Raw genomic sequence first — 14,359 nt, 5'->3', positions numbered from 1 at the left:
TGTAGTCCTCCTCTCACGTTGTTACTCTTCGTTGTTTAAACGCCCTGTAATTGCTTCTTTTGCAACTTCACGATCATCAAAATGATGAACTTCTTTACCAATAATTTGATACGTTTCATGACCCTTACCAGCAATAATAATGATATCATCTGCTTTCGCTTTAGCGATTGCATGGTGTATCGCTTCTTTTCTATCAATAATCACTTCATAATTATTTCCACGTGCACCATGTACCATATCATCTAAAATAACCGCTGGATCTTCACTTCTTGGATTATCTGATGTGTAAATTGCATGAGTTGCATATTTTGTTGCAACACTTGCCATTATCGGTCTCTTCGTCCGGTCCCTATCGCCGCCACAACCAACGATACAATACACATCACCTTTTGCAAATTGTTTCGCAGTTTTTAATACATTTTCTAAACTATCCGGCGTATGTGCGTAATCAACAATAACTGTATAATTTTGCCCTCCATCAACAACTTCAAAACGCCCTGGAACCCCAGCTAGTTCCTTTATAACAGCAATGATTGTTTCTAATTTCACACCCGAAACAAGTCCTGCTGCTGTTGCTGCAAGTACGTTATATACATTAAATTTACCTATTAATTTCATCGTAACATTTACACTTTCATACGGTGTGACAAGCGTAAATGTAGTCCCGCCACTCGTCATAACGATATTTTTTGCCATAATGTCACTTGTTGTATCAATACCATATGTTACAACTGTTGCTGCAGTACTTCTCATATACTCTTCTGTTACATTATCATCGCTATTCAGCACAGCGTACTTTTCACGATTATGATTATAACTATTGCCAAGCTGTGCAAATAGTAACCCTTTTGCATGTTTATATTCTTCCATCGTTTTATGATAGTCTAAATGATCTTGTGTTAAATTCGTAAACACCGCTACATCGTAATCACATCCGTGTACACGACCAAGATCTAACGCATGTGACGAGACCTCCATTACCGTGCTGTCCACACCTTGTTCAACCATTTTTGAAAACGTCTGTTGAAGTGTTAGTGCATCTGGTGTTGTATTTTTCACCTCAAATGTTTCATCACCGATTTTCATATTAATCGTTCCAATTAGCCCTGTTTTATGACCATGTGCTCGCATAATCTCATCCATAATATGCGATGTTGTTGTCTTTCCATTTGTACCTGTAATTCCGATTAAATGTAACTTGTGTGTCGGTTGACCATAAAAATAATCAGCTAAAACCGCTAACGAACGAAAAGTATTTTTCACAAGTACAACTGGAACGTCAACATCAATTGGTCTTTCCGCAACAATAGCAGCCGCTCCTTGTGCCGCTGCTTGCTTAGCAAAATCATGGCTATCAACCGTATATCCTTTCATACATACAAATAAGCTTCCCTCTTTCACTTTACGTGAATCAGCTTCTATAGATGTGATTTCTGGATTTTCTTTTGGAACAACTGGAAAATCATGCAAACATGATACAAGTGTATGCAACTTCATTTCACTAAACCCTCTCTACATTGTTTATTTATCTTTTTTCAGTAAGCAACACATTACCTCCTATATAAGGAGGTAAGTGCTACTGACCTATTTATGAATGAGACACTTACTGTCTCAAATTAAGTAACTGTTCTATAAAGAACTCACTTCCACCAATTGTACCATAAAACGTACTATGTTACCTTTAATTCCCGAAGTAAATTCTAATTTTTGAGCCTTCTTTTACTTTAGCTCCCGCTTCTGGTGATTGTTTAATTACTTTCTCTCCATCTCCACTTATATCAAGCTTCAAATCGACGAGTTGTGTTTGTAAGTCTTTCTTTTTCATTCCAATTAAATTCGGAACTTCTACAGTTGGTGTATCGCCCCATTTATATTCTTTCTCAACTTGTTCTTTTCTCGGTTTCACTCCCATAACAGGAAGCGCATCTCGAAGGATATTCCCGACAATTGGAGCTGCTACCACTCCACCAAACTGTGTAACCCCTTTTGGATTATCAACAGCTACATACACAACAATCTCTGGATCATCCGCTGGAGCAAATCCGATAAAAGATACTATATAATTATTCTCTAAATATTTACCATCTTTCACCTTTTGAGCAGTACCCGTTTTTCCACCTACACGATACCCATCAATATAAGCACCTTTACCAGAACCTTTCGCTACAACATTCTCTAATGCATAACGAACTTTTTCTGAAGTTTCCTTGGAAATAACTTTTCTTTTCTCAACAGGTGTCTTTTTACTAACAACTTGATTATTTTTCGGATCAATAAACTCCTTAGCTATATACGGCTGATACAATGTTCCACCATTTACAGCCGCCGCTACAGCTGCTACTTGTTGAATCGGTGTAACAGAAACCCCTTGGCCGAATGAAGTTGTTGCTTGCTCTACTGGACCAACTTTATCTAAATTAAATAAAATCCCACTGCCTTCACCTTGCAAGTCAATTCCAGTCTTCTGCCCAAAACCAAAATTACGAATGTATTTAAATAATCGGTCTTTACCAAGGCGATCACCAAGTTCAATAAATCCCGGGTTACATGAGTTTTGAACGACTTCTAAAAACGTTTGACTGCCATGACCTCCTGCTTTCCAGCATTTCAATCTAGCTCCACCTACTTCAGCTGCTCCATCATCATAAAACGTATCCTTCTCTAAGTCTACTAAATTTTCATTCAATGCTGCAGCTAATGTAATGATCTTAAATGTTGAACCAGGCTCATACGTACTCCATACAGGTAGATTTCTGTTATACACTTCTGGAGAGACACTTTGAAAATCCGCTGGGTCAAAACTCGGTCGACTAGACATGCCTAAAATTTCACCATTTTTAGGATTCATTGCAATCGCAATCATACCGTCAGGATTATAAGTTGACTCCGCAATATTCATTTCTCTTTCCATAATCCTTGTAATACGCGCATCGATTGTTAATCCTAAATTTAAACCAGCTTCTGGTTTTTTGAAATCATCACCAACATTAGGCATCCTTTGTCCTTTCGCATCTGCAAAAAAACGCACATGACCTTTGTCCCCATTTAGCTCTTTATCATAATATTTCTCTAGTCCCATAAGACCTTGGTTATCGCTACCTGCAAAACCTAATACATGTGATAAAAAGTTTCCAAATGGATAGTACCGGATAGAATCCTCTGCGATATACACGCCCTTCAAACTTAATCCTCGTACTTCTTTCGCTTTGTCATGTGATATTTTCCTTCCGCCTTTATCTAACCTTACAATTGATTCTTTTTTTGTAATCCTTTTATAAATCTCATCTTTTTCCACACCTAATACTGCAGCTAACTTCTCTGCAGTCTCTGCTGGTTTTTCAATTTGCCTCGGTACAACAAAGACAGTTGGAGCACTTTTATTCGTGGCAAGTTCCACACCATTTCGGTCTAAAATTTTCCCACGTTCGGGTTCAAAAGTAATATTACGACTCCATGAATCTTTCGCACGATCCGTTAACATATTCCCAAGAAAAAATTGCACATATCCAAGACGAATATCGATAATAGTGAAAATAAGTATACCTGATATAAGTATAAAAATAAGTCGTTTTCTAACTGTTACATTTGATACACGCATATCGGAACAAGCCTCCCTTACGCCTAGCTTGTTCCAATATATGCTTGTACTTATTTAATTAGAACTTATTCTCTTTTACCATTACGGCTTTTCTGCTTCTTGCTGTGGTTCGAGTGGCGGTACGAGTGTGACACCTAATTCTGTACCAGGTTGTAATAATGTTCCTTCCGCCACACTTTGTTCTGTTACGTATCCTGTACCAGAAGGTTTCAAGTTAAGCTGTAATGTCTTCGCTAAATTCATAACATCACGCAGTGCCCATCCTTGTATATTTGGCATTGTAGGCTTATCTCCTACCAAGAAGACTCGGTCGCCTTTTAATGTTTGTTCAGTCGCTTTTGGTACTTGTTGCTGTACTTTCCCTTCACCTAGTACGATTGGACGAAGTTTTGCTTTATCAATCGCTTTCCCCGCTTCAGCCATCGTTTTACCAGTTACATCTGGAACAGTAGTTTGTTGTTCTTTCAGATGTTTTTTCGGATCTTTCACTTCATTTGGCTTAATCTTTAAATACTCTAAACTATTTTTTGTTACATATTTAAAAATATCAGCTAAAGGTTGTGCACCGTTCTCATCATCTTTTAATTTCGGCTGTTTAACAGCTACATACACAACAAGTTGTGGATCGTCCATTGGTGCCATACCTAAGAATGAGAATATATAATTCTGTCTTCCTGTCATATAGCCCCCTTTTCCATCCGGAATTTGCGCTGTACCTGTTTTACCACCAACTGAATATCCATCAATTTTATAAGCTGTCCCTGTACCTTTCGGAGATGTAACAACACGTTCTAATAACTGTCTTACTTGCGCTGCTGTTTCCTTTGTAACAGGTTTTCCTACTTCTTCTGGCTTATGTTCTAATTTTACTTTGTCTGTTATTGGGTCTACAATTTTATCAATTGCATAAGGTTTCATCATTTTTCCATCATTTGCAATGGCCGTTGCAGCTTGTACAAGCTGAATTGGTGTTACAGTGGAACCTTGTCCAAAAGCTGTTGTCACTTGTTGTATTTGCTGATCAAATAAAATTGTATTCGATCCTTCACCTGATAAATCAATGTTCGTTTTTTCATCTAATCCAAAACTATGAATATATTTTCGGAAACGTTCTGGACCAAGTTTTTGATCTCCTAAAATTGCAAACGCTACGTTTGAAGAACGCTCTACCCCTTCATCAAACGTGATAGAGCCCCAACCAGCACCGCCGTTATGATCTTTTATTTTCCTATTTCCGACTTGATATGTCCCAGATTGATAATAATCTTGTCCTTTGTACACACCTTCATTAATAGCTGCCGCTAACGTGAAAATTTTCATTGTTGATCCAGGTTCAAATGCATTGGCAATTGCGTCATTGAAGAAATATTTAATTTGGCGATCATTAGGGTCATAACTAGGTTTAGTAGACATCGCTAATATTTTTCCGGTTTTCGGATCTGCAACAATCCCTATTAAACTTTCTGGCTCATATTGCTTACTTGCTGCTTTCATCGCATCTTCTAAATAACTTTGGACACGTTGATCAATTGTCAAATACGCGTTATCTCCATTTTTAGGTGCCTTTACATTAACTTTTCCACCATCAAGGGACACACCTTTACGATCACCTGTATATGCTACTTCTCCATTGGAAGCACTTAAGTATTTATCCAAGCTTTTCTCTATGCCAAATTGACCTACCGAGGTTCCATTCTCATTTGGTTTTGCATGACCTATAACGTAAGATGCAAAATCACCGTTTGGATACACCCTTGCATTTTCTGTAATAAAAGATATTCCTGGCAACTTCAACGCTTCTATTTGTTCCTTCTTTTCTTTCGTCAAATCCTTACCTAACGTTCCAAATTCGACTTGACTTCTACCTTCCTTATTTAAAGAAGCTAAAATATCCTCTTCGCCTTTTCCAAGTACTCCTGCAATTTTCTTTGCAGTATCTTCTTTATTCTCAACAGAGTTAGCTCCTTTTAGCGCAGCTACTATTTTATAAGAGTTTGCGTCTTGCGCTAACACATGACCGTTTTGATCATAAATAGTTCCTCGGTTCGCTTCAAGAACTCCTTTTTTACTATGCTTTTGTTTAGCAAGTGCATCTAAATCCTGATTATGAACTGTTCCTGTTGATTGTATGTAAAAAAATCGGGCTAATAACAGCAAAAAGAGCAGGAGGAAAAATATCATAAAATAACCTGCTCCCTTATTGGTATGAAATTTAGTCATATTCTTCTTCATCGTTCCTTCACACCTATTGCCTTATTTGAGGCCTTTCACATTATTCGCATTAATTTCTAGCCCGTGTTTTTTTGCAACTTCAGCGATTCGTTCATAGCGACTTAACTTCTCTACTTCAGCTTGTAATTCTTGATTTTCTTTTTGCTGCTGTACAATTTTTTCTTCTATCGTCGCTGCTTCTACATTAACTTGATAAAGGCCTGCTTTATTTCCAATAAACGCGACACAGGCATACAATAAAAAGCCAATAAACGCTACATACAACAATTTTTCGATTCTTGTAATTTTCGCTTTAACCTTCGGCTTAGCCATCTGCTGTGGGGGCGTTTGAATTTGCACCTCTTCTTGCGCTTGTTGTTTGTACTTTACAGCTAAATTAGTCATACCTCTCTCTCCCTTTTATCGTTTTTCAGCGATTCTCAACTTCGCAGAACGCGCACGATTATTTTCTTCTAGCTCTATATCAGAAGGTAAAATCGGTTTTCTTGTAATAAGCTTTAATTTCGGCTTAAATTCATCAGGAATAATCGGTAATCCTGGCGGCAATTGTGGCGTTGTACTATTTCGCTTAAACGTTGTTTTACAAATACGATCTTCTAATGAATGGAATGTTATAACACTAACCCTTCCACCTGGCTTAACCATCTCAATAGCAGATTCCAATGCTTCTTCAAATACTTTTAATTCATCATTTACAGCTATACGAATTGCCTGAAACACTCGCTTAGCAGGATGCCCACCCGTTCTACGAGCTGGAGCCGGAATACCTTCTTTAATTAGCTCTACTAATTCTCCTGTCGTTTCAATAGCTTTATTCTCACGATAAGCTTCAATTTTTCTTGCAATTTGTTTTGAAAATTTTTCTTCACCGTATTGGAAGAAAATCCTTACAAGTTGTTCATATGACCAGCTATTTACAACATCATACGCTGTTAATGGGGCATCTTGATCCATCCGCATATCTAGCGGTGCATCATGATGATAACTAAAGCCTCGTTCTGGTGTATCTAATTGTGGGGATGAAACACCTAAATCAAATAAAATACCGTCTACTTCTGTTATACCTATTTCCTGCAGTTTTTCAGCTAAATAACGGAAGTTACTCTTTACTGTTATAAACTGTTCACCGTATGAAGAGAACTTTTCTTTCGCGTTTTGAATCGCTATCTCATCTTGATCAAACGCTATTAATTTTCCACCTTCAGTTAATTGGGATAATAAATAAGAACTATGTCCTCCTCCCCCCAGTGTACAATCTACATATGTACCATCTGGCTTTATATCTAAGCCGTCTACTGTTTCCTTTAAAAGCACTGTTACGTGTTTAAACATTGTTGCACCTACTCTTTTTCCAATTAATTATGTTGAATGTATCCCTTCCTCTAAACACATATTTCACGCTTAGAGAATGAAATAATACGAAAGAACGACTCATTTAACTTACCAACAAAGGCAACATACTATACAAATCGCTATTTTCTTTTATTATATACTAAATTTTATCATCTTTTGCGGGAATTTAAATAAAAAACTGTCGAAAAAGCGAATAATACGTTTACATTTTGTGCTATTTTGTCATATATTTAAGTATCCAGCACAATTACCATATCCAACATTTTTTGATTGATAATTCAGAAAAAAATCACTTCACAGTAAATTCAACGGAATAAAAATAAAATCCTGCTCCAAAGAGCAAGATTTTATAGTTTTATAACATGATGTTTTCCGTCCCAAGAAAAAGGGTTTTCCATTACACGATCAACGAAATCCAAACCAAACTGATTTAAATAATAACATACATTCCACACACGTTCTTGTGGTGCACCTAATGGACGAAGTGCGAATTGTATACGACGGAATTTATTTAGCTGAACCTCATACTTTTTCTCAACATTTCTTTTCAACATTCTTTCCAGCAGTTCAATTTGTTCATTAATTTTCAATTCGTTTTTCCCTGCAAACGCACCTAACCCTGGCTCTATTTTCTTTACAAATTGCTGTAAAGATGTATGAATATCAGCAATTTCTTTTTTCGCCTTTTCAAAATGATCATCAATCGGTTCCTCTATTTGATTGGACAACCAGTTTTCACGCAATTTATCGACATCATTTAAAAATGGATCACTTTCTCTCAATTGCAAATCAAATAAATCTGTCGCTATATCTCTCTCCATATAAGTAATTGTAAGACGAGGAACGACAGGTGGCATTTGAAAACCGACAGTATGGAATACTTGTTGTAATTCACTCCAATAAGCTAATTCTCCTGGACCTCCAATAAATGCGAGCGTAGGAAATACATACTCTTGCATAAGAGGACGTGTTACAACGTTATTACTAAAACGCGCCGGATTTCTCTCCATCTCTTCAATCAACTCTTCGTATGAAAAGGAATGCGCCCCATCCTTTCCAACAAACTTACCTTGATGCTCTTCAAGCAATACTCGTTCATTATTTATTTCCATGAATATATGCACTGCATGAGACTTCGTTTCAATAATCGGTTTGTATCCTAGTTCTTTAATTACTTCCTGCTGATTTCGAAGGCCCTCTTGTACCTCTTTATACTTACTTATAACTCGCTTAAAAAATGGAATTTCTAACTTTCTTAATTCAGGATGATGTGAATCAACAAGGATTAAACCAGAATTAGCAAAGATTTTCGTAATAAGATGAGCAAAGAAATCTACATACGTATTCGATTTTTTCAAAGCATCATCAACAAATTTTAATACATCCTTCGTAAAATTTGTTTCTGGGTATGTTTTAAAAATCTCTTCAATCCAATTTCTACAATCTTCAACAGAAAGTTCAGACTCAGAAGCACTCGCCTTTTTCGGATTACGGTCATAAAAAATTGTTTTTTTCAACTTTTTATTTTTTGCTACGAAAGTATGGTTAATCTCATCCATATCATGGTCTTCACCCGCAATCCAGAAGACAGGGACAACTTTAACTCCTAAACTTACTTCCTTTTCCTTTGCAAGCTGTAAAATTGAAATAACTTTATGAATTGTATAAAGCGGTCCAGTTAATAACCCCGCTTGTTGTCCAGCTATAACAACATATGTATTTTCATCTCCAAGCGCTTTTACATTTTGAATTGTAGATTCTCCCGCTTGTAATTTTGTATTATATTCTAATAAATGCGCTACTAAATCTTGGCGGAAAAACTCCCTTTCACGCAAATCATGTAAACGTTGTTTAAAAGCATCTTCTGTTAACACATAATCAAAACATGACTGTATCTCTTTTTTACCGTTCATATAGTCCGCTACAACACCTTGTTGCGGAACAGAGATTTCTTTTATCTCCATATAATTCTTCCTTTCGTATCCAGTTCTCTCACCAATCCACATTGTAGTCAATGTTTCACGTAAAAGCAAAGAATAACACTTATACTCTTGTTTCTAAACCTTTTATTGCATCGAACAAAAATTGAAGTACCGGAGCTGTTCGTTGCTGTTTCTTAGCTTCTTCTAATACATATCCAACAATCGCATTAATTTCCGTCTGTCTATTCGCTCTTACATCCGCTAACATAGAGGATGTATTACGAGACGTTCCTTCACACACATTTCGTACCATTTGCCATATCATTTCTTTTTCTCCTTTAATAAGAAATGCGACCTCCTGAAACACTTGCTCCATCATTTGATAAAAAAAACGATTCGTGATTAATTCACCATTCTTAACTCCCAATAATGCTGTCAACGGATTGATACATACATTTACTACTAATTTTTTGTGCATAATCTCTTCCCAATCCGTTTCTATTTGAACTGGAAAATAAGCAACAGGAAAATAATTGAATATTTTTTTAAAATGTATAGATTGACCACAAACCACTCCAAATTTTGTTACCCCTATCCCAGTATGATGAACGATATGCCCTCCCTCTTTTTTCGCACCATGTTCTACAATACCAACAGCTATATTTTCACTCCCTATGTTCAGCATCTTTTGAAGATGCGACATTCCGTTTTGCAAAAAGATTAATGATGATGCCCCTTCCACAAACGGTAGTATGTCATCTATATGATATTGCTTCACAGCAACAAATATATAATCTAAATTTTGCGCTACCATACTTTCTATCGGTAAAACAGATGGATATACTGTTTCACATCTTCCATCTCTAATACAAGTTACACCTGTTTCCTTCAATTCTTCCGCCTGCTTAGCCGTCCTAGTAAACAACGTAACATCTTGGTTATTTTTTTGTAAATAAAATGTATACAATAGACCAATAGCACCTGGTCCGACAATTCCAATTTTCATTTTCACACAAGGAATTCACATTAAGTGCCCTTGCCTTCCCCCCTTTATATCTTTTTAAAGCACATGAGCACGCCCTATAATTCCGCTGTCCTTTGCCCAACAAATACACTCTCATTTTTCACTATGTATGTACTACCTATTAATACGCTTCTACTCTTAGTTTAGCAAATCCTCAAAAAAATAAAAAAAGAAATATACTATCTTCTTCATAAAAATAAAAAAATGAGTTATAATATTATTGTAAATATTTTTACTTTTCTGCATTCAACGAGACAAGAAAAGGATGTGATGTAATGGGATTCCCAAAAGTTGAGCGCTTGCTCATCAATTATAAAACGTTAGATGAATTCAAAAAATTTAAAGGGTGCGGAGCCCAGGAACTATCTATGCTGGAAGAATTACAAGCAAACATTATTGAAAACGACAGTGAATCTCCATTTTACGGTATTTATTACGGTGGATCACTAATTGCACGTATGAGTCTATATATGAAAAGAAATGGCGGAGAACCATTCGAAATTACAGGTCCCTACCTCGAACTTTATAAACTTGAAGTATTACCAACTTTTCAAAAACAAGGATTCGGGCAAATGCTTGTAAATCATGCGAAACAAATGCAATTCCCTATTAAAACGATAGCACGTATTCATTCAGCTGGTTTTTGGGATAAATTAAATTTCAATCCCGTATCAGTAACTGATGGAGATTTTTATATTTGGCATCCAGAAGCAAATTTGAATGCGGTTACAAATGAAGAATCAGCTTAAGAAATAAAAAAACAGCTGTATAACAGCTGTTTTTTATTTCTTAAGCTTCTCTAACTTCTCATTCGAGCGAGCATTGTTTCTTTCCGCTACCATTACACTTCTTTTTTGATCGATATAATCAAGTAATGTTCTATACTCTTCTTCATATACTGATAACCGCTCCAGAAGACGCTCTCTTTCTGTTTGTAATGATTCAACTTGTTGTTGCAACACCGTTAAAGAGTTTTCATCTTTATAATTTTGCAAGAAATCAATAACATCATTCAACGTAATTGACATAGGTTCTAACACCTTTGTCTCTTTCACTTCATAATTTTCTACTTTACGAAGTTGCTTTGCTTCCTCAATACGTTCTTTAAATTGCTTTCTTACGTAAGAATTCCATCTAAACCCACATGCTGCTGGTGTACGAGATAAATTTTTTCCCACTTCCTTAAAGGCAGAAAGTTGTGTTCCACCTTCTCGAATATGCCGGAGTACTACTTCTGCCAGAAGCAAATCTTCATCATCAGTCCAAGCATCTTGTCTTGTTGTCGCCATCTCTCTAGTCCTCCCTATGCATTTTTTATTAAGCATATGCAGTTACTAGAAAAGATAGAATACAACAACTAAAGATTAAGACAAAAAAAATAAACGCAGAAGATATCTTCTGCGTTTATTTTCCCGCAATTACTTGCTGATTACTTCTTTACCTTTGTAAGTACCGCATGCTTTACATACACGGTGAGCTAATTTCGCTTCACCACAGCTTGGGCACTCTACCATACCAGGTACTGATAATTTGAAATGCGTACGACGCTTTCTTTTTACTGTTTTAGAAGTTCTTCTAAAAGGTACAGCCATTCTTCCCACCTCCTTAAAAGAAATAGTTATTTTCATATGAAGGCCTGAACCAGTCTTCCGATTATTTGTCAAAAAACTTTGCAAGTCCTGCCAATCTTGGATCAACAGTCTTTTCTTTGTCTTCTTCCGAAATCACTTGCCAGTCTTGACCTTGCGTCGGTGCTCCACCAGAAACATCATCACTGAAAATTTGCATTGGAATCTCCAAAAGTATATTTTCCTTGATTACGGGCAGTAAGTCAAGTACTTCTCCTTCTAAAGAGTGAATTTCAGCTTCAGTTTCAAATTCTTCTTGTGAAGTTTGGAACACCTCAGTTGTTTTAATGTCAAATGGTAATGTCACATCTACTAAAGAGCGAGAACATGGTAAAACCATGCTTCCAGTTATATGTAGATGAAACGTAAACTTACCGGAGCCAAAATCAACTCTTCCCGTTACATGAACAGGATTAATTTCACGAATATCTTTCTCGACCTCTTTTAGCTCACTTACATCTACCATCTCATCCAATGTCAATCCTTTATTTCTCAATTTATTCAATTGATGGATGGACCATTTCATATCATATCACCTCAAGGCAACAAACAAAATTATAGCTAGCCATTTTATATTTGTCAATGTTTTTTCTTTACACCTCTAAAGAAGCATTGTGTCCATTATGTGTTAAAACGTGTGTTTTTGTCCAGCTATATTTTCTATTTTAGACAAAATGGACATAAAGTAAATAATAAATGTGGTACAAGTTGTGGTCAATGTGGTCTGCGTGGTCAAAAGAGAGTGGTCGTTTGCGATCACTCTCTTCTTATATATATATTCCCATTTACTATCCCCGTTAACTCCTACAGAATTAAATTTCTTGAATTACATATACTTTTACAAACACATCGTATTTTGCTGCCAGTTGTTCCAATTTCTTTTCTCTATATTTGGTTATGGTGAAGAAATGAATAACTGGCACTTTTCCGTTATATTTTTGTTTATATATTCTAGTAAGCTCCTCATAACATTTTAATTTTTCATCATTGACCACCATCTTTTGGGTACGATCTATTTCTACAGCATGAAGTATTCTGTCCTCGTCACGAAATTTCACATCAGGAATTATCTTCTTCTTTTTATTATCTTTTATATATCTAATTTCTGTTTCTATTTGCCAGTCATCTGGGCAAAACAAATGTAGCCAAGCTTCATTGCGTAAAATAGCATGTGCTACTCTACTATGATGAACTACTTTCCCTTCACCAAATAGCTTGTGCCCTGATTGATTTAAATAATAAACATATTCTTTATTGTGAGTTAATTTACTCGTGTAAGAAGAGAGATCCTTCATAATTCGATTTGCATTTCTTATCCCGCCCATATCATGCACACTCATTAAATGCCTTCTTGTCGCAAACTGTAGCTTCCTAATCGTCGCAAGAATCGCCATTTGACGGTTGATTTGCATATGCGTTTGCATCCTCATGTTTCTCCACCTCAAATTGTTTTAAATAATTCCACATCACTTCATTGCTAATATAAGGCACCTGTATTTCAGTAAGTCTATCGGTTTTAAAAATTGCACGACCAGGAATGCTTTTTATTGATTCTAATCCTGGTTCATCTATTACAACATTTGAAGCTGTTTGAGTTGGTAGCCTAAAACCTAATTTCGCATCACTATTTTGTTTCACTTGGCGTGGCAATGTATCTCCTGTAGGATACTGTGTACAGAAAATTAATCTAAATCCTAAGGCACCGCCTATACGAGCTATGTGGGACAGCATTTGTTGACACGCTCCCAATAGTCTTTGTTGTTCTTTTTTCATACTTTTATCAGGACAAAGTTCGGCTCCTTCGTCTACTATAATGAAGTACCGCTCTTTGATATTTGTTTCTACAACGTTTGTATAATGTCTATCTTTCATGTATTGCATTTTCTCTTCCATCTTCTCAAGAATGTCCTTTAATATCATAAAGGCTTCTACGGGCTTCTCAGCAATGGAAACTATTTGTTTTAAGTTCTTATATGGTCCGAACTCCAAACCGCCTTTTAAATCAATAATGTATAAATGAATATGCTCTGGTTGGGCTATAGTAAGTGAAGTAACTACATTCTTTAGAAACACCGTCTTACCCATTCGTGTGAGACCACCTAATGTCATATGTGGAGTTTTATCAAAATCATGGTAGATAAGTTTTTCTAAACCTTGGCCCATTGGTACACGCCATTTCCCTTGTGTCACTAAGTCATTTGACCATGACCATTTTTTCGGTATATCTCTATGAAACACACGAATATTTAATTTGTAATTGTCGTAATCAATTCGAACAGGTTTGTTCAATCCTTCAGAAACAACATCCTCAACTTTCTGAATAATTTTACTTGGCATTCCTACTGGTAATCGATATACATAAGTTGTGCTTCGGTCATCATTTTTTCGCTCAAGAAAAACCGGATACTGTAATCTCTCCTCAATCCGGATAGCAATTCCACTTACCTCAAAAAATACTTGTATCTTTTTACGGTCATCATCTTTACTTTTAAGTTTATCACCGAATATGGCGAATAATAATCCTGCGACCGGTACCGATAATAGCTCCAACATAAAATCACTCCCTATATCCCTCTTATAGAGGGTATATATCCCTGTTTCA

Annotated in this window: 13 protein-coding genes; 1 reads left to right on the top strand and 12 read right to left on the bottom strand. The window is 36.2% G+C overall.

All coding sequences use genetic code 11. From position 1 onward, the window contains the following. Nucleotides 1-21: 21 nt before the first annotated feature. The 7 genes from murE to panE form a co-directional block, all read right to left on the bottom strand. On the bottom strand, nucleotides 22-1,497 hold the full coding sequence (murE, locus tag AC0OM3_RS04430) for a UDP-N-acetylmuramoyl-L-alanyl-D-glutamate--2,6-diaminopimelate ligase (protein ID WP_000766317.1): 1,476 nt from the start codon (nucleotides 1,495-1,497) through the stop codon (nucleotides 22-24). A 184-nt stretch (nucleotides 1,498-1,681) separates the two neighbouring features. After that, entirely contained in the window at nucleotides 1,682-3,598 is a 1,917-nt protein-coding gene (locus tag AC0OM3_RS04425) for a stage V sporulation protein D (RefSeq protein ID WP_001266234.1), read from the bottom strand. Between the two features lie 81 nt (nucleotides 3,599-3,679). After that, nucleotides 3,680-5,830 carry a penicillin-binding protein gene (locus AC0OM3_RS04420; protein ID WP_000739955.1) on the bottom strand — a complete coding sequence of 717 codons (2,151 nt, stop codon included), beginning with the start codon at nucleotides 5,828-5,830 and terminating at the stop codon, nucleotides 3,680-3,682. A 21-nt stretch (nucleotides 5,831-5,851) separates the two neighbouring features. Beyond that, on the bottom strand, nucleotides 5,852-6,214 hold the full coding sequence (gene ftsL / locus AC0OM3_RS04415; protein ID WP_000182804.1) for a cell division protein FtsL: 363 nt from the start codon (nucleotides 6,212-6,214) through the stop codon (nucleotides 5,852-5,854). Between the two features lie 15 nt (nucleotides 6,215-6,229). Next, nucleotides 6,230-7,162 carry a 16S rRNA (cytosine(1402)-N(4))-methyltransferase RsmH gene (rsmH, locus tag AC0OM3_RS04410; RefSeq protein ID WP_000472508.1) on the bottom strand — a complete coding sequence of 311 codons (933 nt, stop codon included), beginning with the start codon at nucleotides 7,160-7,162 and terminating at the stop codon, nucleotides 6,230-6,232. A gap of 368 nt (nucleotides 7,163-7,530) precedes the next feature. Continuing rightward, nucleotides 7,531-9,147 (bottom strand): bacillithiol biosynthesis cysteine-adding enzyme BshC, encoded by a 1,617-nt coding sequence (gene bshC / locus AC0OM3_RS04405; RefSeq protein WP_000403070.1) that lies wholly within the window; start codon nucleotides 9,145-9,147, stop codon nucleotides 7,531-7,533. 79 nt (nucleotides 9,148-9,226) lie between these two features. After that, nucleotides 9,227-10,111, bottom strand: coding sequence for a 2-dehydropantoate 2-reductase (panE, locus tag AC0OM3_RS04400; protein ID WP_474211220.1), 885 nt, complete (start codon nucleotides 10,109-10,111; stop codon nucleotides 9,227-9,229). 293 nt (nucleotides 10,112-10,404) lie between these two features. On the opposite strand from panE, the gene AC0OM3_RS04395 reads away from it, so the two are divergent. Further along, a complete protein-coding gene (locus AC0OM3_RS04395; protein ID WP_000506692.1) occupies nucleotides 10,405-10,878 on the top strand; it encodes an N-acetyltransferase in 474 nt (157 codons plus the stop codon). 33 nt (nucleotides 10,879-10,911) lie between these two features. On the opposite strand, the gene AC0OM3_RS04390 is transcribed toward AC0OM3_RS04395, so the two are convergent. The 5 genes from AC0OM3_RS04390 to AC0OM3_RS04370 form a co-directional block, all read right to left on the bottom strand. Beyond that, nucleotides 10,912-11,418: an RsfA family transcriptional regulator gene (locus AC0OM3_RS04390; protein WP_000246464.1), complete on the bottom strand. Its 507-nt coding sequence runs from the start codon at nucleotides 11,416-11,418 to the stop codon at nucleotides 10,912-10,914. Nucleotides 11,419-11,547: 129 nt separating this feature from the next. Further along, nucleotides 11,548-11,721, bottom strand: coding sequence for a 50S ribosomal protein L32 (gene rpmF, locus AC0OM3_RS04385; RefSeq protein WP_001984764.1), 174 nt, complete (start codon nucleotides 11,719-11,721; stop codon nucleotides 11,548-11,550). A 61-nt stretch (nucleotides 11,722-11,782) separates the two neighbouring features. After that, nucleotides 11,783-12,283 carry a YceD family protein gene (locus tag AC0OM3_RS04380; protein WP_000872149.1) on the bottom strand — a complete coding sequence of 167 codons (501 nt, stop codon included), beginning with the start codon at nucleotides 12,281-12,283 and terminating at the stop codon, nucleotides 11,783-11,785. A 286-nt stretch (nucleotides 12,284-12,569) separates the two neighbouring features. Next, nucleotides 12,570-13,187 carry a replication-relaxation family protein gene (locus AC0OM3_RS04375; protein WP_002178874.1) on the bottom strand — a complete coding sequence of 206 codons (618 nt, stop codon included), beginning with the start codon at nucleotides 13,185-13,187 and terminating at the stop codon, nucleotides 12,570-12,572. Beyond that, the gene (locus AC0OM3_RS04370) at nucleotides 13,129-14,310 is read right to left on the bottom strand and encodes an FtsK/SpoIIIE domain-containing protein (RefSeq protein WP_089148404.1); all 1,182 of its coding nucleotides are present in this window, start codon (nucleotides 14,308-14,310) and stop codon (nucleotides 13,129-13,131) included. Before AC0OM3_RS04370 ends, AC0OM3_RS04375 begins: the two co-directional genes overlap by 59 nt. Between the last annotated feature and the right edge of the window lie 49 nt (nucleotides 14,311-14,359).

The sequence above is a fragment of the Bacillus sp. FAU20 genome, assembly GCF_056033865.1.
This window is presented reverse-complemented; position numbering and strand designations above follow the sequence as displayed.

What these genes read in the sequence shown, in the direction of transcription:
- AC0OM3_RS04380 (WP_000872149.1), bottom strand. Translation starts at nt 12,283, where the DNA reads ATGAAATGGTCCATCCATCAATTGAATAAATTGAGAAATAAAGGATTG.
- AC0OM3_RS04395 (WP_000506692.1), top strand. Translation starts at nt 10,405, where the DNA reads ATGGGATTCCCAAAAGTTGAGCGCTTGCTCATCAATTATAAAACGTTA.
- AC0OM3_RS04370 (WP_089148404.1), bottom strand. Translation starts at nt 14,310, where the DNA reads ATGTTGGAGCTATTATCGGTACCGGTCGCAGGATTATTATTCGCCATA.
- AC0OM3_RS04425 (WP_001266234.1), bottom strand. Translation starts at nt 3,598, where the DNA reads ATGCGTGTATCAAATGTAACAGTTAGAAAACGACTTATTTTTATACTT.
- rpmF (WP_001984764.1), bottom strand. Translation starts at nt 11,721, where the DNA reads ATGGCTGTACCTTTTAGAAGAACTTCTAAAACAGTAAAAAGAAAGCGT.
- ftsL (WP_000182804.1), bottom strand. Translation starts at nt 6,214, where the DNA reads ATGACTAATTTAGCTGTAAAGTACAAACAACAAGCGCAAGAAGAGGTG.
- AC0OM3_RS04420 (WP_000739955.1), bottom strand. Translation starts at nt 5,830, where the DNA reads ATGAAGAAGAATATGACTAAATTTCATACCAATAAGGGAGCAGGTTAT.
- AC0OM3_RS04390 (WP_000246464.1), bottom strand. Translation starts at nt 11,418, where the DNA reads ATGGCGACAACAAGACAAGATGCTTGGACTGATGATGAAGATTTGCTT.
- murE (WP_000766317.1), bottom strand. Translation starts at nt 1,497, where the DNA reads ATGAAGTTGCATACACTTGTATCATGTTTGCATGATTTTCCAGTTGTT.
- panE (WP_474211220.1), bottom strand. Translation starts at nt 10,111, where the DNA reads ATGAAAATTGGAATTGTCGGACCAGGTGCTATTGGTCTATTGTATACA.
- rsmH (WP_000472508.1), bottom strand. Translation starts at nt 7,162, where the DNA reads ATGTTTAAACACGTAACAGTGCTTTTAAAGGAAACAGTAGACGGCTTA.
- bshC (WP_000403070.1), bottom strand. Translation starts at nt 9,147, where the DNA reads ATGGAGATAAAAGAAATCTCTGTTCCGCAACAAGGTGTTGTAGCGGAC.
- AC0OM3_RS04375 (WP_002178874.1), bottom strand. Translation starts at nt 13,187, where the DNA reads ATGAGGATGCAAACGCATATGCAAATCAACCGTCAAATGGCGATTCTT.